At 62.8% G+C, this 20578-nt stretch carries 18 protein-coding genes and 2 pseudogenes; 8 read left to right on the forward strand and 12 right to left on the reverse strand.

Annotated features, from left to right (window positions below; all coding sequences use genetic code 11):
* Positions 1-59 precede the first annotated feature (59 nt).
* Genes AC0IW7_RS23560 through AC0IW7_RS23575 form a run of 4 tightly spaced genes read right to left on the reverse strand, consistent with a single transcriptional unit; the run spans position 60 to position 5679 of the window.
* Entirely contained in the window at positions 60-1454 is a 1395-nt protein-coding gene (locus AC0IW7_RS23560; RefSeq protein WP_471821189.1) for an efflux transporter outer membrane subunit, read from the reverse strand.
* On the reverse strand, positions 1451-3439 hold the full coding sequence (locus tag AC0IW7_RS23565) for a MacB family efflux pump subunit (protein ID WP_471821191.1): 1989 nt from the start codon (positions 3437-3439) through the stop codon (positions 1451-1453). Before AC0IW7_RS23565 ends, AC0IW7_RS23560 begins: the two co-directional genes overlap by 4 nt.
* Positions 3436-4602, reverse strand: a complete 1167-nt coding sequence (locus AC0IW7_RS23570; protein ID WP_471821193.1) for an efflux RND transporter periplasmic adaptor subunit — start codon at positions 4600-4602, stop codon at positions 3436-3438. The genes AC0IW7_RS23565 and AC0IW7_RS23570 overlap by 4 nt, the downstream gene beginning before the upstream one ends.
* Before the next feature lie 57 nt (positions 4603-4659).
* Positions 4660-5679 (reverse strand): FecR family protein, encoded by a 1020-nt coding sequence (locus tag AC0IW7_RS23575; RefSeq protein WP_471821195.1) that lies wholly within the window; start codon positions 5677-5679, stop codon positions 4660-4662.
* A 169-nt stretch (positions 5680-5848) separates the two neighbouring features.
* Between AC0IW7_RS23575 and AC0IW7_RS23580 the strand changes: the two genes are divergently transcribed.
* Both AC0IW7_RS23580 and AC0IW7_RS23585 read left to right on the forward strand, forming a co-directional pair.
* Complete coding sequence (locus AC0IW7_RS23580; protein ID WP_471821197.1) at positions 5849-6328, forward strand: sigma-70 family RNA polymerase sigma factor; 480 nt, start codon at positions 5849-5851, stop codon at positions 6326-6328.
* Positions 6329-6486: 158 nt separating this feature from the next.
* Positions 6487-7824 (forward strand): lysine N(6)-hydroxylase/L-ornithine N(5)-oxygenase family protein, encoded by a 1338-nt coding sequence (locus AC0IW7_RS23585; RefSeq protein ID WP_471821198.1) that lies wholly within the window; start codon positions 6487-6489, stop codon positions 7822-7824.
* On the opposite strand, the gene AC0IW7_RS23590 is transcribed toward AC0IW7_RS23585, so the two are convergent.
* Positions 7821-8168 carry an MmcQ/YjbR family DNA-binding protein gene (locus tag AC0IW7_RS23590; RefSeq protein WP_471821199.1) on the reverse strand — a complete coding sequence of 116 codons (348 nt, stop codon included), beginning with the start codon at positions 8166-8168 and terminating at the stop codon, positions 7821-7823. The two genes, AC0IW7_RS23585 and AC0IW7_RS23590, sit on opposite strands and share 4 nt — an antisense overlap.
* Positions 8169-8193: 25 nt before the next feature.
* Positions 8194-9102, reverse strand: coding sequence for a LysR substrate-binding domain-containing protein (locus AC0IW7_RS23595; protein WP_471821201.1), 909 nt, complete (start codon positions 9100-9102; stop codon positions 8194-8196).
* Between the two features lie 154 nt (positions 9103-9256).
* Here AC0IW7_RS23595 and AC0IW7_RS23600 point away from each other — a divergent pair, with 154 nt between their 5' ends.
* Both AC0IW7_RS23600 and AC0IW7_RS23605 read left to right on the forward strand, forming a co-directional pair.
* Positions 9257-9865 (forward strand): FMN-dependent NADH-azoreductase, encoded by a 609-nt coding sequence (locus AC0IW7_RS23600; RefSeq protein ID WP_463382473.1) that lies wholly within the window; start codon positions 9257-9259, stop codon positions 9863-9865.
* Between the two features lie 185 nt (positions 9866-10050).
* Positions 10051-11067: an alpha/beta hydrolase family protein gene (locus tag AC0IW7_RS23605; protein WP_463384679.1), complete on the forward strand. Its 1017-nt coding sequence runs from the start codon at positions 10051-10053 to the stop codon at positions 11065-11067.
* Between the two features lie 2 nt (positions 11068-11069).
* Here the strand turns inward: AC0IW7_RS23605 and AC0IW7_RS23610 are convergent, their stop codons facing one another.
* The 3 genes from AC0IW7_RS23610 to AC0IW7_RS23620 all read right to left on the reverse strand — a co-directional run bounded on the left by AC0IW7_RS23610 (position 11070) and on the right by AC0IW7_RS23620 (position 15431).
* Complete coding sequence (locus AC0IW7_RS23610) at positions 11070-12254, reverse strand: MFS transporter (protein ID WP_471821202.1); 1185 nt, start codon at positions 12252-12254, stop codon at positions 11070-11072.
* 129 nt (positions 12255-12383) lie between these two features.
* The gene (locus AC0IW7_RS23615; RefSeq protein WP_471821203.1) at positions 12384-13520 is read right to left on the reverse strand and encodes a catalase family protein; all 1137 of its coding nucleotides are present in this window, start codon (positions 13518-13520) and stop codon (positions 12384-12386) included.
* Between the two features lie 36 nt (positions 13521-13556).
* Positions 13557-15431 (reverse strand): di-heme-cytochrome C peroxidase, encoded by a 1875-nt coding sequence (locus tag AC0IW7_RS23620; protein ID WP_471821205.1) that lies wholly within the window; start codon positions 15429-15431, stop codon positions 13557-13559.
* A 277-nt stretch (positions 15432-15708) separates the two neighbouring features.
* Between AC0IW7_RS23620 and AC0IW7_RS23625 the strand changes: the two are divergent.
* A pseudogene (locus AC0IW7_RS23625) lies at positions 15709-15864 on the forward strand (helix-turn-helix domain-containing protein); the annotation flags it as partial.
* A gap of 41 nt (positions 15865-15905) precedes the next feature.
* On the opposite strand, the gene AC0IW7_RS23630 reads toward AC0IW7_RS23625, so the two are convergent.
* Both AC0IW7_RS23630 and AC0IW7_RS23635 read right to left on the reverse strand, forming a co-directional pair.
* A complete protein-coding gene (locus AC0IW7_RS23630) occupies positions 15906-16325 on the reverse strand; it encodes a helix-turn-helix domain-containing protein (RefSeq protein WP_471821207.1) in 420 nt (139 codons plus the stop codon).
* Positions 16326-16450: 125 nt separating this feature from the next.
* Positions 16451-17401 carry a GlxA family transcriptional regulator gene (locus AC0IW7_RS23635; protein WP_463382477.1) on the reverse strand — a complete coding sequence of 317 codons (951 nt, stop codon included), beginning with the start codon at positions 17399-17401 and terminating at the stop codon, positions 16451-16453.
* A gap of 252 nt (positions 17402-17653) precedes the next feature.
* On the opposite strand from AC0IW7_RS23635, the gene AC0IW7_RS23640 reads away from it, so the two are divergent.
* The 3 genes and pseudogenes from AC0IW7_RS23640 to ligD all read left to right on the forward strand — a co-directional run.
* A complete protein-coding gene (locus AC0IW7_RS23640; protein ID WP_122498001.1) occupies positions 17654-17896 on the forward strand; it encodes a hypothetical protein in 243 nt (80 codons plus the stop codon).
* A 57-nt stretch (positions 17897-17953) separates the two neighbouring features.
* A complete protein-coding gene (gene ku / locus AC0IW7_RS23645) occupies positions 17954-18904 on the forward strand; it encodes a non-homologous end joining protein Ku (RefSeq protein ID WP_471821209.1) in 951 nt (316 codons plus the stop codon).
* Positions 18905-19063: 159 nt separating this feature from the next.
* Positions 19064-19942, forward strand: a pseudogene (gene ligD / locus AC0IW7_RS23650) (non-homologous end-joining DNA ligase); the annotation flags it as partial.
* A gap of 2 nt (positions 19943-19944) precedes the next feature.
* Here the strand turns inward: ligD and AC0IW7_RS23655 are convergent.
* Positions 19945-20523: a TetR/AcrR family transcriptional regulator gene (locus tag AC0IW7_RS23655; RefSeq protein WP_471821211.1), complete on the reverse strand. Its 579-nt coding sequence runs from the start codon at positions 20521-20523 to the stop codon at positions 19945-19947.
* Positions 20524-20578: the final 55 nt, after the last annotated feature.

Consider the following 20578-nt stretch of genomic DNA (forward strand, 5'->3'; position numbering starts at 1 on the left):
CACCCCTCGCCCGCTTGCGGGAGAGGGGCCGGGGGTGAGGGCAGCGGCAGACGCGATTGCTACGACCGCCATCCACCCCCCAACGCCTTGTACAACGCAATCGCCGCCTGCATCCGCGCCAACCTTAGCTGCACGCCACCTTCTTCGGCCTGAAACAACACGCGTTGGGTTTCCAGCACGCTCAGCAACGTTTCGGCGCCCGATTGGTAGCGGTTCTGCGCCAGCTCAAACGCACGCTGGGCGTGTTGGCGTTCCTGGTCTTGCCAGGTGCGTTGCTGGTCCAGCCCGGCAATCGCGGTGAGGGCTTTTTCGACGTCGGCAAACCCTGCGTCAATGGCGGCTCGGTAGGCGTGTAGCAGTTCTTCCTGACGCGCCTGGCTCAGGTCGCGGCCGGCGGCCAGTTTGCCGGCGTTGAAGATCGGTGCGGTGAGCCCGGCGGCAACGGTGTAGAACGGGTTTTCCAACACATTCTTGAATGCATCGGCGCCCGTGCCGAGGCTGGCGGTGAGGGTCAGGCTCGGCAGCAGGGCGGCGCGTGCCACTTGCAGGTCGGCATGGGCGGCGGCCAGACGCGCTTCGGCAGTGGCGATGTCGGGGCGTCGGGTGAGCAGTTGGCTCGGCACGCCTGCGGCGATGCTCGGCCATTGCAGCTCGGTGAAGCGTTCGCCGCTCGTGGCTAGTTGCTGCACGGGCTGGCCCAATAGCAACGCCAGACCAATCCGCGCTTCCATGGCCTGCTGGCGTAGCAGCGGCAATTGCCGGTGTTGCGCGGCGACCAGGCTGCGTTGTTGCGCCAGCTCCAGTTGAGTGGCGGCGCCGGCCTCGAAGCGTTGGTCGATAAGCGTGAGCACCTGCTGCGCGTTAGCCAGATTCTGTTCGGCGATGCGCAGCTGTTCGGCCAGCGCCAGGCCGCTGAGGTAGCTGCTGGCGACGCTGCTGAGCAGCGTCAGGCGCACGGTGTCCCGTTCATATTCGCTGGCGCGCTGGATTTGCCGCGCGCTGTCGCGGGCAGCGGCGCGGCCTCCCCAAAAGTCCACTTCATAGCTGGCGCTGAGGCTGGCGGTGTAGGTGTCGAGGCGGCGGTCGTCGCGGTCGGTGTCGCGCTGGCTGTAGCCGTCGCCGCCGAGCAGTTCTTCGCGCGCCGCATCGAACCCGCCTTTTACGTCCGGCAGCAGCGCCGCGCCGGCAATGGTGCTGCTGGCGCGGGCCTGGCGAACGCGGGCTTCGGCGGCGGCCAGGTCGTGGCTGCTGCGTTCGGCCTGGGCGATCAGCTCGGCCAATTGCGGGCTGCCAAAGGCGCGCCACCAGTCGCGCTGCACGCCCTCGCCAGCTGCCACGGTGTGCGGCGAGGCCCATTGCGAGGGCGCGGCGGGCGGTTGGGTATCGGCAGGTGCGGTGTTGCAGGCGCTGAGCGCCAGGCACACGGGGAGCAGGGCAAGCGATAGGTTGTTCATGGGCTGGTCAGCGCCGTGACCGGGTCGAGCTGAGCGGCTTTGCGCGCCGGCATAAAGCCGAACACCACGCCGGTAATCAGGGCGCAGAAAAACGCTCCAGCCATGGCTAGCAGGGAAAACACCACCGCAATCTGGCTCAGGTGCAGCACGCCGCCGACCAGCAACGCCAAGGCGATTCCGGCAATGCCGCCCACCACCGAGAGCAACACCGCTTCGGTGAGAAATTGGCGAAGGATGTCGCGCTGCCGCGCCCCGGTGGCCATGCGAATACCAATCTCGCGGGTGCGTTCGCGCACGGTCATCAACATGATGTTCATCACGCCGATTCCGCCCACCAGCAGGGAAATGGCGGCGATGGCGCCGAGCATCAGCGACAGGCTGTTTTGCGTGCGCGCTTCGGCCTGGATCATGGCGGCGTTGTTGGTCAGCTGAAAATCGCGCACGCCACGGTGCAGGCGCAGCATCAGGCGGTCGATGGCCCGCTCGGCGTCGTGCACCCGTTTGGCATCGGCGGCGGCGATCACCACGAACTCCGGATTGTGTTTGCCGAATAGGCGAATGCTGGCGGTGGAGTAGGGCACCACAATTTGCTTGTCGCTGTCGTCATCGCCGGAGCTGGCGCCTTTGGCACTGAGAATGCCGATGACTTGAAACGGCACGTTCTGAATGAGGATGTAGCGGCCAATCGGGTTGGCGACGCCAGCGAACAAGGCGTCGCGCACTTTCTGGCCAATAACCGCGACGGTGGCCGCGCGGTCTTCGTCGGCCTGGGTAAAGAAACTGCCTTGCGCCACCGGCCAGTTAAGGATGCTCGGGAAGGCCACGCCGTTGCCGCGGGTGTAGGCGTAGTAGTCGATATTGCCGTAGCGCACCACGGTGTCGCCGCCGTTTACCGGCATGATCTGCCGCACCTGCGGCAGGGTGCTGACGGCAGCCAGATCGTCGAGGCTGACCACACCTTCCGGCGCCCGTGGCATGGGCGCGATGCCGGAGAGGTAGATGATGTTCGAGCCGAACGCGCCCATCTGCGCCATCACCTGCCGTTTGCTGCCCTCGCCAACGGCCAGCATCACCACCACCGACGCCACGCCAATGACGATGCCGAGCAAGGTCAGCGCGGTGCGAAAGCGGTTCACCCACATCACCCGCCACGCTGCCTTTAACGCGTCGACCACTTCGCCGCTCCACGAGGCGCTGCTGGTGCTCGGTTCGCGCAGGCGCCGTTGCAGCTGTTCGATTTGCGCTTGTCCTTGCGCGGCAGGCGCGGTGCTGCTGGTGCTGTCGCTGATGATCACGCCGTCGCGCACCTCAATCACGCGGCGGGCGCGGGCGGCGACGTCGCGGTCGTGGGTAATCAGCACCACGGCATGCCCCTGTTCGGCCAGCTCGTCGAGCAGCGCCATGACTTGTGCGCCACTGTGGCTGTCGAGGGCGCCGGTGGGCTCGTCGGCGAGAATGATATGGCCACCGTTGATCAACGCCCGGGCAATCGACACGCGCTGCTGCTGGCCGCCAGATAACTGGTGCGGGCGATTCTGCCGCCGGCTGCCCAGGCCCAGACGCTCCAGCAGCGCGGCCGCCCGGCGCTGGCGTTCGCTGTGGTTGAGGCCGGCGTAAATGGCCGGCATTTCCACGTTTTCCTGGGCGCTGGCCGAGGGAATCAGGTGGTAACCCTGGAACACAAAACCGAAGGCCTCGCGCCGCAGCCAGGCCAGCTCGTCGGCGGGCATATGGGCCACATCGATGCCACTGAATTGGTAACTGCCCGAAGTGGGACGGTCGAGGCAGCCGATGATGTTCATCAGCGTCGATTTGCCTGAGCCGGAAGCGCCAACGATGGCGACGAATTCACCCGGATAAATCGCCAGCGACACGCCGCGCAGCACCTCGACCACCGGCGCGCCATGGCCGCCGTATTGCTTGCGGATATCGGTGAGGGCGATCAGGGCCGTGGCGTGCGGGCTTTCCAGAGCCTGCGCGTTCATTCGTTGGCCCCGGCGGGCGGGCCGATCAGCAGGCGTTCGCCTTCTTCCAGGCCGGCCAGAATTTGCACCGACATGCGATCACGCAGCCCGGTGCGCACCTCGCGCGGTTCGATCCGGCCTTTGTCGTTGAGGACCAGCGCTTGGTAAGTGTCCGGCGTGGCGGTGGCATCTTGCAGCGCGGCCACGGGAATGGTCAGCACGTTATCGGCCTTGCCAGCCACGAAGAACACTTGCGCGGTCATTTCCGCCATCAGCGCGCCGTCGGCGTTATCGACGTCGAGCAGCACGGTGTAAAGCACCACTCGGCCGCCGCCGTCGGCATTGGGACTGCCGCCGCCCTGGTTGGCCTGGTCCAGCGGTGTGGGCGGCAGCGGCAGCACTTGGCGCACCGTGCCGTTCCAGCGCCGGCCGTCGCCGCTGAGGGTGGTGAACCAGGCGTGCATGCCGGGTTTAATGCGGCTGATATCGGCCTCGGAGACCTGCGCCCACACCGTCATCGGCGACAGCTTGGCAATGCGCATGATCAGCGGCGTTTGTTGTTGGGCGTTAAGGGTTTGGCCTACGCGCGCATCCACGGCCACCACGGTGCCGGCCATGGGCGCGTAGATGCGCGTATAGCCCAGCTCGGCTTCGTCGCTGCGCAAGCTGGCTTCGGCCTGGCGAATACGCGCCTGGAACATGGCGATGCGGGCCTGGCTGGCGCGCACTTGCGCGGTGGCAATTTGCACGTCTTCGGTGCGCGTGGCGCCGCCTCGGGCGAGGTGTTGCTGGCGGCTGAGCTGCTGGTTGGCCAGTTCGTTCTGGGCGCGCTGTTCGGCCAGTTCGGCTTTTAGTTGGTCGATCGAATAGCGGCTGGCGTCGACCTTGGCTTGCTGGGTCGAGGGGTCGATTTCCACCAGCAATTGGCCTTCGTCCACATGCTCACCGGGCTCGGCATGCAGTTTCAGAATTTGCCCGGAGGCCTGCGCGCCGACATCCACATAACGCCGTGGTTGCAAGGTGCCCAGGGCGCTCACGCTGCTTTCGATACTGCCGCGCGCTACCGGCACGCTAGGCAGTTGGTCACCGCGCAACGGCAATGCCTGCCAAGTGGCAACGGCCATCAGCGGCGTCAGGCAGAGTAGGGTGAGAACAAGGCGGCGAGGGGTAATCAGGGCGCTCATTGGCAGGCTCGTGAGGGTCTGCCAAATGAACGAGTGAACGCGCGGGAAATTTAGCCGTTAGAGCGGGGCGGTGCGGTTGCGAATAAGGGTGGTGCCGTCGGCTTGTGCCTCCAGTTTGATCGGCAGCACTTTGGGCAACGCTTTCACCAGGCTGGCGACGTCGCGGGTGCTGTAGATGCCGCCGATGCGGATGTCGGCGGTGCTCTGGTCGGCGAGTAACAGCGGCTCGTCGAGGTAACGATTGAGCAGCGGCACGGCTTCGCCAAGGGTGATGTCGTTGAGGATCAGCTTGCCGTCGCGCCAGGCGAGGGCGGTTGCGGTGTCGACCGATTTCACCGTGGGCTTGAGGTCGCCCGGCTTGAAGCTGGCCTGCAGGCCCGGCGTGAGCGTGCTGTCGTTGCCTTGGCGGTCGCTTTGCACGCGCACGGAGCCTTCGGTGACGGTGACCACCACGCTGTTCTGGTATTTCCACACGTTGAAGCGCGTGCCGGTGACGGTGATCGAGCCTTCGCCAGCGGTCACCACAAAGGGATGCTCGCTGTCGTGGGTGACGTGGAAATACGCCTCGCCGCTGCTCAGCCGCACGCGGCGCTGGTCGCGGTAGTTGCTGAAGCTGAGGTTTGAGTTGCTGTTCAGTTCGACTTCGCTGCCATCGCTCAAGGTGATGCGGCTGATGTTTTGCGCCGTGTCGAACTGCTCATAGGAATCGGGCAGCCAGCCCATCATCCAGCCGCCGTAAGCCGCCAACGGCAGCGCCACAATGGCCAGGGCGATGGCCCGGGCTTGCGGACGCCAACCGCGACGGCGCGCATGGGTGGGGCGGTTCGCGGCGCTTGCGGACGTAGGCAGGGAAGGGCGTGGGGCGGTAACGGTAGCGCTGGCCGGAAGCTGTTCGCTGAGGTCCCAGATTTCCAGCATGGCGACATATTCGATGGCGTGGCTGGGGTGCGCGTCGAGCCAGCGCTTGAACTGCTCGCGTTCTTCTTCCGTGCAATCGGGCGCATGCATGCGCATACACCAATGTGCAGCCACCTCAACCAGAGGGTCGTCGTTGGCAGGGGAAGGCGCGTTGTTCATCAGGGAATACCGGTTACCGGGTACTGAAAAGGTGAAATCGCTGGCAGATGAGATTAGATGCTTGATGAGAATTATTATAAAATGAATAATTCCATACTGCCAGTATGACGGTCAGGGGTGGTCAACCTTATCGCAATGTTCGCCGTCACGTCTGTGGCCGGGAGTCGTTTTGGAGATTTATTACCGGGAGCTGGTGCGCTTTTTGAGCGCCAAGCTGGGGGACCGACACGTGGCGGCCGACGTTGCCCACGACGCGTACCTGCGTGTGATGGAGCGGGCCGGTCAAGCGCAAATCGAGTCGCCGCGCGCGTTTTTGTATCGCACCGCGCTTAACCTGGTCATCGACGAACACCGCCGAAACGCCCTGCGACGCACCGAAACCCTCGACGTGCTCGATCAGGAAGAAGAGTTTTTCACGCCCTCGCCACACCGTTCCCTGGCCCACGACCAGCGCCTGCAACTGCTGCAACGTGCCCTCGACGAATTGCCCAGCCTGTGCCGCGACGCGTTTTTGCTGCGCAAACTTGAAGGCCTTAGCCACGACGAGATTGCTGAGCGCTTGAGCATTTCCCAGAGCCTGGTGGAAAAACATATCGTCAACGCCATGAAGCACTGCCGCGTGCGCATGCGCGAGTGGGACGCCGAGTAAGCCGCCTGCCGTCCGCCAACCCCCCAGCCCACAGCTTTCAACCACGCGCCTTTAAATTTAATTCCCTTGTCCTCGTTCCTACACAACAGGCGATCTCTGCTCGCCACCCGATTCGCTCGCCACCCGCTGTGCGTGGCTTTTCCAGAGGACACTGGACCATGACTGCATCCGTTGCACCTGCCGCCATTCACGACCTGATCGGCATTGGGTTTGGCCCGTCCAACCTGGCGTTGGCCATTGCCCTGCGTGAGCGCGCTCAGCATCAAGGCGCGCTGGATGTGTTGTTTCTGGATAAGCAGGCCGACTACCGCTGGCACGGCAATACGCTGGTGACGCAGAGCGAGTTGCAGATTTCCTTTCTTAAAGACCTGGTCACGCTGCGCAATCCCAGCAGCCCGTATTCGTTCGTGAACTACCTGCACGCCCACGACCGCCTGGTGGACTTCATCAACCTTGGCACCTTTTACCCGTGCCGCATGGAGTACAACGACTACCTGCGTTGGGTCGCCGCGCAGTTCAGTGAGCAGAGCCGGTATGGCGAAGAGGTGCTGGCAATCGAGCCGCTGCTGCATCACAACCGGGTCGAGTCGCTGCGCGTGGTGTCGCGTGACAGCCAGGGCGAAACCTTTGTGCGCCAGACCCGCGCCGTGGTGGTCAGCGCCGGCGGCACGCCGCGTATTCCCGAAGCGTTTCGCAGCCTCAAAGGCGAACCCCGGGTGTTCCATCACGCTCATTATCTGGAGCACATGGCGCAGCAGCCGTGTGTGGGCGGCAAGCCGATGCGCGTGGCGATTATCGGCGGCGGGCAGAGCGCGGCGGAGGCGTTTATCGACCTGAACGACAGTTTCCCATCGGTGAAGGTCGACATGATTTTGCGCGGCTCGGCGCTAAAACCGGCGGACGACAGCCCGTTCGTGAACGAAGTGTTTTCTCCCGAATTTACCGACCTGGTCTTCAGCCAGACCGGCGCCGAGCGCGAGCGGTTTATCCGCGAGTACCACAACACCAATTATTCGGTGGTGGACATCGATTTGATCGAGCGCATCTACGGCATTTTCTACCGGCAGAAAGTCTCGGGCATTCAACGCCACGCGTTTCACCATTTGCGCACCGTGGAACGCGCCACCGTCCATGCCGACGGCATCGAATTGGCCCTGCGTCATAGCGCCAGCGGCGAATTGGACGTGCACCGTTACGACGCCGTGGTGCTCGCCACGGGCTACGAACGGCAAAGCCACCGACAACTGCTGGAGCCGCTGGCGCCGTACCTGGGCGATTTCGAAGTGGACCGCGACTACCGCATCGTCACCGACGAGCGCTGCCAGGCGGCGGTTTACATGCAGGGCTTCTGCCAGGCCAGCCATGGGCTGAGCGACACCTTACTGTCGGTGCTGCCGATCCGCGCCAACGACATCGCCAGTTCGTTGTACGGCTACCTCGGGCATCAGTCCTTGAGCGATGTGCAGCGCGCGCCGTTGTTTGCCACGGCGAGTTAATCCAGCAGCAACCCGACCTGACGAATCTTCGGCAACTTGCGCACCACCAGTTGGTGCGAGCGTGTCAGCAGGTCTTGCAGTTCGGCGGTGCTGATCGACTCCGTGCTGTCCAACCGAACCCAGTGAGCCCGCGCCAGATAAGGCGCCGGGCTGAAGCCTGGGCGGTCGACGTAGCCAAGAAACAGGTCGCTATCGACCTTGAAGGCGATGCCGCGACCGATAAAGTTGATCACCGCCACCATCTTGTTTTGCGCCACCGAAAAGACGCGGTTGTCGCCCCATTTCAGATCTTCGCGCACGCCCGGCAGTTGCAGCAGGAAGTCGGCGGTTTGGCTGGCGTTCATGTTCATCTCCTTTGCCGAGAGGGCGTTAAACCGGGTGCGGCCAGTCGCCGCGAAAGTGTTCGGTTACGTGGTCGAGCCAGGCGCGCACGGCGGGCAGCATGCCACGGCGGTGCGGGTACACGGCCTGCAGGAATCCACCGGGTAATTTCCATTGCGGCAACAGCTGCACCAGGCGGCCGTCGGCCAGCTCTTCGTGGCAGTTCATCAACGGCAGCATGGAAAAGCCCAGGCCGGCCAGCGCTGCGTTTTTGCGCACGGAAAAATCCTCAATGGCCAGGCGCGGTTCAAACGCGATTTCGCGCTTGTTGCCGTCACCGTCCACCAGGCGATAACGCACCTTGCGGTCGGTATCCACGGCGCCAAGCACCGGCAGTTCGCGCAAGTCGTTCAGTTCGTTGATCTGCCGACCCGCCAGCAGCGCAGGGGAGGCCACCAGCACGGCGACGGCGGGGCGCAGCTTGCGCGCGATCAGGTTGGGGTCTTCGTCGCCTTCATCGCGCACCCGCAGCGCCACATCGAAACCTTCGGCCAGCACGTCGACGCGGCGGTTCACCAGCACTACTTCCAGTTGCACCTGCGGGTAACTGCTGAGGAAGTCGTTGATGATCGGCGGCAGGTACGACTCGGCCAACGCCGTGGGGCATGACACCCGCACCCGGCCGCGCGGTTCGCTGGAGTGCGTGGCCACGGCTTCGTCGGCCATGTCGGCGGCGATGATCATGGTCTGGCAGTGCCGAAAGTAGTGTTCGCCGATTTCAGTCAGCGCCAACGTGCGCGTGCTGCGCTGCAACAGGCGTGCGCCCAGGCGATCTTCCAGCTCGGCAACGCGCCGCGACAAGCGCGACTTCGGCACGCCGAGCAGGCGGCCGGCCGCGGCGAAACCGCCGGCTTCCACCACTTTGGCGAAATAGAACAGGTCGTTGAGATCTTGCATAGCGGGTTCTGGCTGTCGTCATCGTCCTATAGGTGGGACGAACTATCACATTTTTGCTGACTAATGCGCTATTGGAATCATCGGTAGGCTTAGCTCCATCGAATTTCAACCCACTTTTAACGCCGCTACGGCCCCCTTGATTCGGAGAACCACCATGAAACTTCTGCACCTTGACTCCAGCATCCTCGGCGACAACTCGGCCTCGCGCCACCTGAGCAAAGCCGTGGTCGACGCCTGGAAAGCGGCCGACTCCAGCGTTCAGGTGAGCTACCGCGACCTGGCCGCCGATGCTTACAGCCACTTCTCCGCTGCCACCCTGGTTGCCGGCGGTACGCCTGCCGAGCTGCGTGATGCGGCGCAAAAACACGAAGCGGAACTCGGCGAAGCGACGCTGAACGAATTCCTGGCCGCCGACGCCATCGTTATCGGTGCGCCGATGTACAACTTCTCCGTTCCAAGCCAGTTGAAAGCCTGGATCGACCGCATCTCCGTCGCTGGCAAAACCTTCGCCTACGACGAGAACGGCCCGAAAGGCCTGGCCGGCGGTAAAAAGGTGATCATCGTTTCGACCGCAGGTGGCATCCATGCCGGTCAAGCCAGCGGCATCGCCCACGAAGACTACTTGCAGCTGCTGTTGCGCTTCCTCGGCATCACTGACATCGAAGTGGTGCGCGCAGAAGGCCTGGCTTACGGTGAAGAACCGCGCGCCAAAGCACTGGCCGCCGCCAACGAGCAAGTGGCGGGTCTGTTTGTAGCCGCGTAACGGCTGAACGGCACTGAGAAAAATCCCCGCTTCGGCGGGGATTTTTTTTGGCACGCCACATGCTTTTGTCATCTCACTGTGTTTGCGAAGCGGCCGCTGCGGGTTCATGCTCGGCGCTGCGGCAGGCGAAAGTGGGCGGCGATGGTTTTGAGGAGGTGGGCGTGAGCACCTTTTTTGCGCGTGTGATGGTGGTAGTGCTCGGTTTAATGGCCGGCGCGTTGCCGGCTTCGGCCGGCACGGTGGGTTCGCGCCTGACCGTCGGCTTTCACCGCATGACCCTGCAAGATCCCCTCGACCAACAACCCATGCAGGCCGTCGCGTTCTACCCGGCCTATGCCCGCACGACGGTCAGCCAGATTGGCCCCTATCACATCGCCGCTGGCGAAGACGCGCCGGTCGCGCCCGGCCACTATCCGATGCTGGTGCTGAGCCACGGCAACAGCGGCAGCCCCCTCGCTCAACACGACCTCGCGACGTATCTGGCCAAACATGGTTTCGTCGTGCTGGCGGTGATTCACCCCGGCGACAACTACGCCGACCAAAGCCGTCTCGGCACGCTGAGCAATTTGTATGGCCGACCGATGCAGGTGTCGCAGGCCATCACCGACGCCCTGCAAGACCCCTGGCTTGAACCGTTTGTGGATGAGCAGCGCATCGGCATGATCGGCTATTCCGCCGGGGGCGAAACGGCGCTGATCGTCGGCGGCGCGCAGCCACAGCAGCAGTTGCTGCGCGATTATTGCCAGGCGCATCCAGCGGACGAAGACGCCTGCCGCAGCCACGGCGAGTTGGTGGTCGACCGCGATGATCTGGTGGCCGAGAGCGATCCTCGGGTGAAAGCGCTGTTATTGCTGGCGCCGCTGGGGCTGATGTTCGGCAAGGAAGAGCTGCAAGGCGTGCAGCTGCCGGTGTTGATGTATGCCGGTGATAACGACCAGTTGCTCTCCGTGGAAACCAACGCCCTGGCCCTGAGCCGCAGCCTGCCGCAACGGCCGAATTACCGACTGCTCGATGGCGCCGGGCACTTCATCTTCATGTCGCCATGCTCGCCCGAGCAGGAACAGATGATGCCGATGCTGTGCAAAGACGCCGACGGCGTCGACCGCCAGCGCATTCATCGGCGCATGAATGCCGAAGCGGTGGAGTTTTTCAGCACCGTGCTGGGGCCGGATTTGCGCGACCACCAGGCTTCGTTGCATTGACGCTATTGCGGTGAATGCGCCCGTCGCGCCAGCCACAGACTCAGGCTTAGGCCAGCCACGGCGAGCAGGGCGGCGGCGAGGAAAATGCCGTTATAGCCAACGCCATACGCCACCGCGCCCATCAGCGGCCCCGCAATCGCCAGGGCCAAATCAAAGAACACCGCATAGGCGCTGAAGCCGGCGCTGCGGCTGCTGTCCGGCACGCGCTTGATGGCCTCGACGCCCAGCGCCGGATACACCAACGACAACCCACAGCCGGTCAATGCCGCGCCGGCCATCGCCCAGGCCGGCGTGGGCGCGTACCACAACAGCAGCAACCCCAGGGTTTCGATGGCCATGCAACTGATCGCCACGTTGTAGCCGCCGTAGCGCTTGATCGCGTCGATCAACAGCACCCGAGCGCCGATAAACGCCACGCCAAAGGCCGACAAGCTATACGCCGCGCCGCTCCAACTTTTGCTGGCGAAATACAGGGTGACAAAGGTGGTCAGCGTGCCGTAACCGATTGAACCCAGCGCCAGGCCGACGCCATAGGGCGCAATTCGGCCCAGCACCGTGCTGAAGGGCAGGCGCTCGCCCTTGAGCACGGGCGCTGACGGGCGTTTCCAGATCAGCAGCAACCCCAGCGCCGCTATCGCCATCAGCGCGGCGCCCAGGGTCCAGTAACCCCACGCGTCGACCATCAGCACGCCGGCCGGCGCGCCGATGGCGATGGCGCCATACGCGGCGATACCGTTCCAGGAAATCACCCGCGCGGTGTATTCCACGCCCACCCGGTTGATGCCCCAGCTAATGGTGCTCACGCCCAGCAACCCTTGCGTCACGCCCAACAACAAACGCGCCGCCAGCATGATCGACAGGCTGACCAGCGGGTAAGCGCTGAGTTGCGTGGACAACAGGGTAAGCAGGCCGCTGACGGCGATTCCGCACAGGCCGTACACCAGCGCCGGCTTGGTGCCGAGGCTGTCGGCCAGGCGGCCGGCCAGCGGGCGACTGAGCAGGGTGGCGAGGTATTGCGAAGCGATGGTCAGCCCGGCGATGACCGCGCCGTAACCCAACTGGTCATGGACAAACCCCGGCACCACGGCAATGGGAATGCCGATGCAGAGAAAACCGAGAAAGGTAAAAAACACCACGGAAACAATTTGCCCCGTGATGGCCAGAGAGCTGGGCGTTTGGGTGTGCATGCTGAAAAAACTTCGCCGGAAAACGTAGGGCAATGATGGCCAGTGATCGGCGAGAAGGGAAGGTAGCTAACGGTTATTCCGGCCCACCGTTCTCAGGCCGATGGACGCCTGAGAACGGTGGGCGCGGGTTTACTTCGGGTTATTGCGTTCGTGCCGGTACGCGCTCACCGCCTCGTACACCGCTTTGCGCAGACGGTTGATGCCGCCCAATGGTCGGTGTTCTGGCAGCGCATGCCAGGGGTTGAACGACTGGTTATCGCAGGCCAGGGTTTGTTCGGTGCTGTCGAAATCCTGCGCCGGTACTTTGATGGTGGCCACGGTTTCGAACGGCGAAACCTTCTCGCTCCATTCGATGCTGGTGTCTTCCAGCGGCATGTAGAACGCCGGGTTCTGCCGTTGCACTTGCAGCTCGAAACAGGCCGGCATGCGGTCCAGCGACAGCTGCTGGTACAGCGCGTCGTGGAGGAAATTCGGCATGTCGGTGTTCACCGCCGGCAAGGTGTACGCCGGGCAGCGCTGCGGCGCGGGCACCACGCGGTACTTGATGTTATGCGGGCCAAATTTGAACGGCGCGACCGAGTCGTAGGTGGTGGCCACCGGGCTGTCGGGCGCGGGGGCGAGGGTTTTCAGGGCGATGGTCAGGTGGCGGATCTGCCAGGTGCGCGGATCCAGGCTGGGGAAAAACGCCAACACGGTTTTGCCATCGGCCTGGGCTTTGAAGTTGCTCTGGTATTCAGCCACGTCGCTGACAAAGAACGAGGGGTGGTTGAACATCACAAAGTCTTGCTCACCGGCCACCGCCGGGGAGGTCATCAGCTTGGCGCCCGGCACGTCGAACAGCTTGATGGCCATGCCGCGCGCATCGCGAACGCGGTCAAATTGCGGGTAGGCGTTGCCGTTGGACAGGCGCATCAGCGCTTGCCAGGTTTTGCCCGGTTCGCTGAATACGCCTTGGCGCAGCTCATCGTTGAGTTCGGGCAACACGGTCACTTCGGCCTTTACGCAGCCATGGGCTTTGGCGTGGGCGTCGCGCAGTACACGGGTCTGGTCTTTGTGCTGCTCGACCACGCGAATGGCATCTTCGATGATGCCGCGCGTCATGGCCGCTTCGCCGGGCGGAATCTGCTCCTCGGCCGCCACCGGGCCGGAGAATTTCCAGGCGTAGTACAGCTCGGCGATGGCCCAGCCACCGAGGCCGACCACCGCCACAATCAACAGCAATTTGCCGAGCACACGGCCCAGCCAGAGCCAAAAGCGTTTAAGCATGAAGCGCGTCCTTATGTATGTGTCCCACGGTAGGGATCATCCCTGGCAGCTTGGGCCTGGCGTCCAGGCGGCGGGTGTAACCGGTTGCAGCTGACTTTCCACCGGCGCATTGCCAAGCACCTTGAGGTATTCGATCAACGCCAGCCGCTCGTTCGGGCTAAGGCCTCGGCCAATCACGCCTTGCTGACGGCAGCCGTCGCGGAACTCATGGCCTTGGTTGCCGTTGCCGGTGACGCTGGTTTTGAACAGGAAACCGCCGTCGAATTTCTCGCTGCGGTAGCCGGCGCGCTCGGGGTCGTACTCGTGGTTGCCGACCCAGAATTCAGCCCGCCGCTCATACACCGGCGACAGCAGTTCAAACAGCGTGGGCACCGAGCCGTTGTGCAGGAACGGCGGGGTGGCCCAGATGCCGTCCAAGGGCCGCGCTTTGTAGCCGCGCTTTTCCTGAACGCCGATGGGCAGGCCGTAGCCGTCCATTTTCCAGCGCTCTTCACCGCTGATGCCGGCGTCCTGATACGCGCGGTTTTCCACGTAGGCGGTGATGTAGGCCAGGCCCTTGGCGCTGGAAATGCTGCGGAAATTCAGGTCTTCCAATTTGCCGTCGAACAGCTTCACGCCCAGCGTGCTGAGCTGCTCTTTGCTCCAGCCCAGCTTGCTGATGTTGAAGCGGTGGTCGGCGATGTTGTCGGCGGTCGTCGGGTCGGTGCCGACTATGCTGACCGGCACGATGCGCATCCGCCATTCAGGGTCGCGGGTGGGGGCCAGGCGTTTGTCCGGCGCTTTTGGGTCCGGCGCGTGGCAGTAGGCGCAGTTCTCCTGGTACAGCGCGCGGCCCTGGCTGGCCATTTCCAAATTGACCTTGCCCAGCACGGGCTCGGGCCAGGTCGGTGGTTTCAGCTGTTTCAGGGTTTCTTCCAGGGTGTAAAGATCACGCACCCGCACGCTGGAGGCGTAGCGTTCGGCCACGGGCACGCGGCCTTGGTTGTCTTCAAACAGTCGGACGGTGGCGCCCACGCCCAAGGCTTCGCCGATATTGCGCGCCATCGGTTGCATAGCCGAACCGTTCCACTGCACCCAGTCGAATTTCCAGATATCCCACAGCTGCGGGTAGCTCACCGGGGCATTGCCGACGCGGTAGTTGCTGGGGTCGATGGCGTCGCCGAACACGCTGTTGGCGATGCGGCCAAAGGCGTCGGTGCGGCCGAAGCCTTCTTCGGTGGGGTAAAGGCCGCGATGGGTGTCGTTCCACGCTTGCGACAGGATACGGTTGAGCGTGACCTTGAGGTCGGTGCGCAATTGGTCGCGGCCTTCCGGGTACTTGTCGCCCAACACGTTCTTGGCGAAGCGGGTGAATTTCAGCGGGTTGTAATAGGTGAAGGCCAGGCTCATGCCGAGCGCCTGCCCGAAGCTGCCACCTTTTAGCGTCGGTACGGTGGAGGCCAGCGAGTGCAAGGCGGCGCCGCCATCGATGCGCACCGAGTTGCCTTTGAAACGCAGCTCGCCGGTGTGGCACGCGGCGCAGGTGATATCGAGCAATTGCGCGCCGGTCTCTTCTTCCAGATGACGGGCAAAACCGACCGGCAAATTGCCAGGGTTCAACGACGTGGGTTGTTGGTTCGGTTCGGTGAGAAAGCCAAAGCGGGCGAGGTAATCCGGCGTGGCGAATTTGTCTTCGGAGAAGGGCAGCTCCAGCGCGGTAAACCAGTCATAGCGCAGGCCTTTCACTTCCGTGCCCTGGGGCGTGTAGTAATAGGTTTGGCGCGCCTCGGGCGTCCACTGCTCCAGATAATGCAGCTGCGTGGGGGCTTGGTAAGCCGGCAAATTCGGGTTGGCAATGTAGTAGAGGGCAACAGCCAGAACCGCCAAGACGGCGAGTACGACGAGAAGCAAAATCCGCTTCACAACCTTCATGGGTGACGGTCCTTGTGCATTGTTATTGGCTGAGCGTTTATGCCAAGCAATTACAGGCTTGGCAAGACGCTAATCACCTATTGTTCTTATGGCTTTCGGGAACCATTCATGCAGCGAGGCGGCGTCGCTTAGAAGAAATCCGTCCTAAGCGCGTCAAAAAACTTGCTACGGTTGAAAACAGGGCAGGAAAAGGATTGTTTTAACTCAGAAAATTAAAACGGATGCCAGGGAGCAGAACGCCATGCTCGATATGCTCGACAGAGACACCTCGCCAACGCTCGCCACGCTCGATGTCTACAAAAGCAACGCCGAACGCCAGGCGCTTTGCGACGCCTTGGCCCGTTACGGCGACAACATGAGTGTGGCCGCGCGCATGCTCGGCATTTCCAGGCCGACGTTTTATCGCCTGTTGCACAAACACCGGCTGCGCTGACGGCCTTGGCGGGCGGCGCGATGCGGCGGGCTTAAGCCAACCTACGACGCATTGTTCGCAACCGTTCGGCTGCGCCAGGCCATCGGGTTCACCCCTTCGGTTCGGGTGAAGGTGCGGCAGAAGTGGGCTTGGTCGCAGAAGCCGCATTCGGCGCTGATCTGCGTGAGGGTCATGTCGGATTCTTGAATCAGGCGCTTGGCCTGGTTGATGCGCTGCTGGTGAATCCAGTCTTGCGGCGACATGCCGGTGCTGCGCTTGAAGGCGCGGGAGAAGTGGCTGCGTGACAGCGCGCAAGCTTGTGCCAGTTGCGGCACGGTGATTTTCTCGCTGAGCAGGCTGTGAATGAGCGTCTTAACCAGCTGTTCACGCCAGCGCGTGAGACCTCCGGTTACCAGCGTTTCGCCGTCCTTCTCGTCGCTGGGTGTGAGCGAGCGGCGCGACGTCCAATGGATACTGGCCATGGTCCTTCCTTTGTGCATGAAAACCTGACCTGAGTGTGGGCAGGTGCTGCACGGCGAACAAGGTTCAAGGAAGGCCGGTTCCGGCCAACGAGGTGCGCAATACGGACACCTCTAGCACGATGGTTTCAACCAAATTGCTGGCGGTACTGAACGGGTGTTAGGCCAAGCTTCTCGCTGAAGAGAAAACGCATGTGCCGCGTGCTGCCCAGGCCGGCCCGATAGGCCACGGTTTTCAGCGGCAAATCGGTGCTCTCCAGCAGGCTGCGAGCACGGTCGATACGGGCGTGTTGCAGAAATTCCATAGGCGTCATGTTTACTTCGCGGCTGAACACGCGGGCGAAGTGGCGTGCGCTCATGCCGGCCAGGCTGGCCATGCGCTCCACGGAAAAGTCTTCGTCAAGGTGGGCCAGCACATAGGTTTGCACCTGGTTGATGGGCGAATCCTGTTCGGCCAGCGCGGCCAACATTGGGCTGAACTGTGCCTGGCCGCCTTGGCGCTTCATGGCCACCAACAGCACCTTGGCGACATCCACCGCCACCTTCTTGCCGTGGTCTTCAGCCACCACCGCCAACGCCATGTCGATGCCCGCCGTGACGCCGCCGGAGGTGAGCAAGCGGCGGTCTTTCACGTAAATCTGGTCGGTGCCCACGCGCGCTCTGGGGAACCGTTTAATCAGGCGGTCGGTGTAGTTCCAGTGCGTCGTGACCTGGTGATCATCAAGCAAACAAGCCTCGCCGAGAATGAATGCGCCGGTGCAGATCGAGCCGTACATTTTGCAGCGCTGAACCGCGACGTGCAGCCAGGCCGACACCTCGGGAAACCGCTCGTTGTAAGCGCCGGGGCCGCCGGGCACCAACAGCAGGTCGTAGGGCTCGCAGCCGTCGGCGAGGGTCAGATTGGTCTGCACCGTCACGCCGTTGGAAGCCGGCACCTGGCGTTGCTCGGTGCCGATGGTCAGTAGCTTGTAGCAGTCCTGCTCCGGCAAAAACCGGTTCGCGACGGAGAAGACTTCGAACGGACCGGCCATGTCGAGCAGCAAAAAGTTGGGAAACAGCACCATCGCAACCGTTTTCATGGGCGTAACTCGCGGCTTGCTGAATGTAGGAAGAAACTTACAGCGAAGCGGCGCACAAGGCACGAACCTTGTTGTTTTTAAAGGATATTTGCGACGAGCGTGGCGTCTTGATGGCACGGTTTTGAGGCGTCAGCCGCTCTGCTGCGCCACTTGAGGGCAGGGTAGCGTGACAAACAAAACTGCAACTCTTTTTTAACCCGGCCGGTCCCAACTTCTGTGAGCCATACGAGGCCCTGTAGGGGGAAAGCAAGCATGTTTCGTGATTTCGATACCTGCATCGCCTGGACCGATGCCATGAAGGAAGGCCACAACTACGTGGGCCTGATCGAATACCAACCCAAACGCATGGGTGCCGAAGTGCGCGTGCTGTGGGTGATCGTGCCGGGCTGCGTGTGTGAGAACGAGGCGGAAACCGCTGCCGACAACATGCTGCGCGAGATCAGCGACATCACGCAGCTGGACCGCGTGACCTACAGCGACGGCGTGACGCTGTAGCGCGGTTTCCGACAGGGCCTGAACACTTACTGAAGAATTGAGCGAGGAACGCCGGTCATGGCACGAGCCATCTGGAAAGGCGCCATCAGTTTTGGCTTGGTGCACATCCCCGTGGCGCTTAACTCCGCCACCGCCTCCCAGGGCGTCGACTTCGATTGGCTGGACAAACGCAGCATGGAGCCCGTGGGCTATAAGCGCGTGAACAAGGTCACCGGCAAAGAAATCGACCGCGAGAACATCGTTAAAGGCGTGGAGTACGAGAAGGGTCAGTACGTGGTGCTGAGCGAGGAGGAAATTCGCGAAGCGCACCCGGCGTCCACGCAAACCATCGACATTTTCTCGTTCGTCGACAGCGCGCAAATTCCCCTGCAGCACATCGACACGCCGTATTACCTCAGTCCCGACAAGCGCGGCGAGAAGGTGTATGCCTTGTTGCGCGAAACCCTGGCCAGCACCAAAAAGGTGGCGCTGGCGCTGGTGGTTTTACATACCAAGCAGCACCTGGCGGCGCTGATGCCCATCGAAGACGCCATGGTTTTGGTGATGCTGCGCTGGCCCAGCGAAGTGCGCAGCCTGGCGAGCCTGGAGCTGCCGGCCTCGGTGAGTAATGCCAAGCTGGCCAAGGGTGAGCTGGAAATGGCCAAGCGCCTGGTAGAGGACATGAGCGGCGAATGGTCCCCGGACGATTACCAAGACAGCTTCACCGACAAGATCATGCAGCTCGTAGAGCAGAAGGCGCAGCAGGGCAAGATCGAAGCGGTGGAGCAGCCGCCGGGCGAAGAAGGGCGGCGCACCGCCGACGTTATCGACCTTACCGAACTGCTCAAGCGCAGCCTGGGCGGAAAGCCGTCGGCGAAGAAGGGCGCGGGGGCATCAAGCAAGGAGTCGGAAGGAGACGAGGCGCCCGCGCCAAGAGCAAAAAGCTCACGCAGCAGTGCGAGCAAAAGCACCGCGTCGAAAACCAAAGCGCCTGCGCGCAAATCCACCAAAACCAGCAAGGCGAGTTAACGCGCCGAGGTCCTGGCCATGAGCGAACGTAAACGCGCGCACACCTCCGATTCCGTAGCTGATGCGGCGGCCCCATCGGCGCGCAAGAACATCCACGCGGGTGAAGCGGCGAACCAGTCGCACGGCGCAGCCGGCAAAGGCCGGCAACTGCTTGATGAGGTGTCGATCAGCCATCCCGAGCGGGTTATCGATGCGCAGAGCGGCACGCAAAAGTTTGCCTTGGCGCAGTTTTATCACGGCATCGGCGAGTGGATTCTTCCCCACCTCAAGGGCCGCCCGTTGTCGTTACTGCGCGCGCCCGACGGTGTTGAAGGCGAGCATTTTTTCCAGAAGCACGCCCCGCACCTGGCGATTCCGCACATCACCCATTTGGACCAAGCACTCGACCCGGCGCATCCGCAGTTGATGCAGATCGACAGCTTGCCGGCATTGATTGGCGCGGTCCAGATGGGCTGTATCGAGCTGCACACCTGGGGCGCCACCAGCGCGGCGGTGGAAACGCCCGACCGGTTGATTCTCGACCTGGACCCCGACCCTGAGCTGCCGTGGAGCGCCATGGTCGAGGCAACCCAGGCGACACTCGCGCTATTGGATGATCTGGGCTTTGAGGCGTGGCTCAAAACCAGCGGCGGTAAAGGCATGCACATTGTGCTGCCGCTGCAACAACTCGCCGGTTGGGACACCGTGAAAGCCTTTGCCAAGGCGCTAGCGCAGCACATGGCCAGCCAAGACCCGGCTCGCTTCACGGACAAAATGGGACCGCAGAATCGGGTGGGGAAAATCTTTATCGACTACCTGCGCAATCAGCGCGGCGCCAGCACGGCCAGCGCTTACTCGGTGCGTGCGCGGCCAGGATTGCCGGTGTCGGTGCCGATTCAACGGGACGAATTAGCCACGTTGGAAAGCGCCGCACAATGGACCGTCGGCAATCTGCACAAGCGCCTCGACACCTTGCAGCGCGACCCGTGGCACGACTACCACAACCGCCAGCGGCTCACCCGCGCGCAATGGAGCCAGTTGGGCCTTGAGCCCGTGTGAGGCTAGGCGTCGCTCGCTGCTTCTTGTTCCACTTGCTTAAACAACTGCTGCTTGGCGCCTTGCAAAATGCGCTCGGACAATTGCGGATCGGCCACGCTGCGCGACAGCACCAAAGCGCCCACGAGCGTTGAGAGCAGGGCGATGGCTTGCTCATCGGCATCTGGCCCTTCCAGGTGTTCTGCCAGTTTGCTGAAGCGGCTTTGCACCACGGCGTCAGTTGTGGGGCTGGCTTGGCCGCGCTGGCCGAGTTCGGCGCACATCGTCGTCAGTGGGCAGCCTTTGCCGGGGTGGGTGCGGTGAGTGTTGCTCAGGTAGTAGCGGATAAAATTCTGCAGGGGCTGCGCTTCAGAAAAGGTTTTCTCGACGCCGTCGGCCAGTTTTGCCGCGGCCGCGCTGAGCGCTTGCTCAACCAGGTCATCCTTGGATTTGAAATGCGCGTAAAAGCCGCCGTGGGTCAGGCCCAGCGCTTTCATCAGCGGTTGCAGGCCAGTGGCGCCGATGCCGTCGCGGCGAAAACGCTCCGACGCTTCGTCAACGATGCGCTGATGGGTTTGTGCCTTGTGGTTTTCGGAGTAACGCATGGCAACAGCTCCAATTGACGTGAAATGCCGGCTATCATTCTAAACCAGCCGGCAA

The sequence above is a fragment of the Pseudomonas sp. AC229 genome (assembly GCF_979254655.1).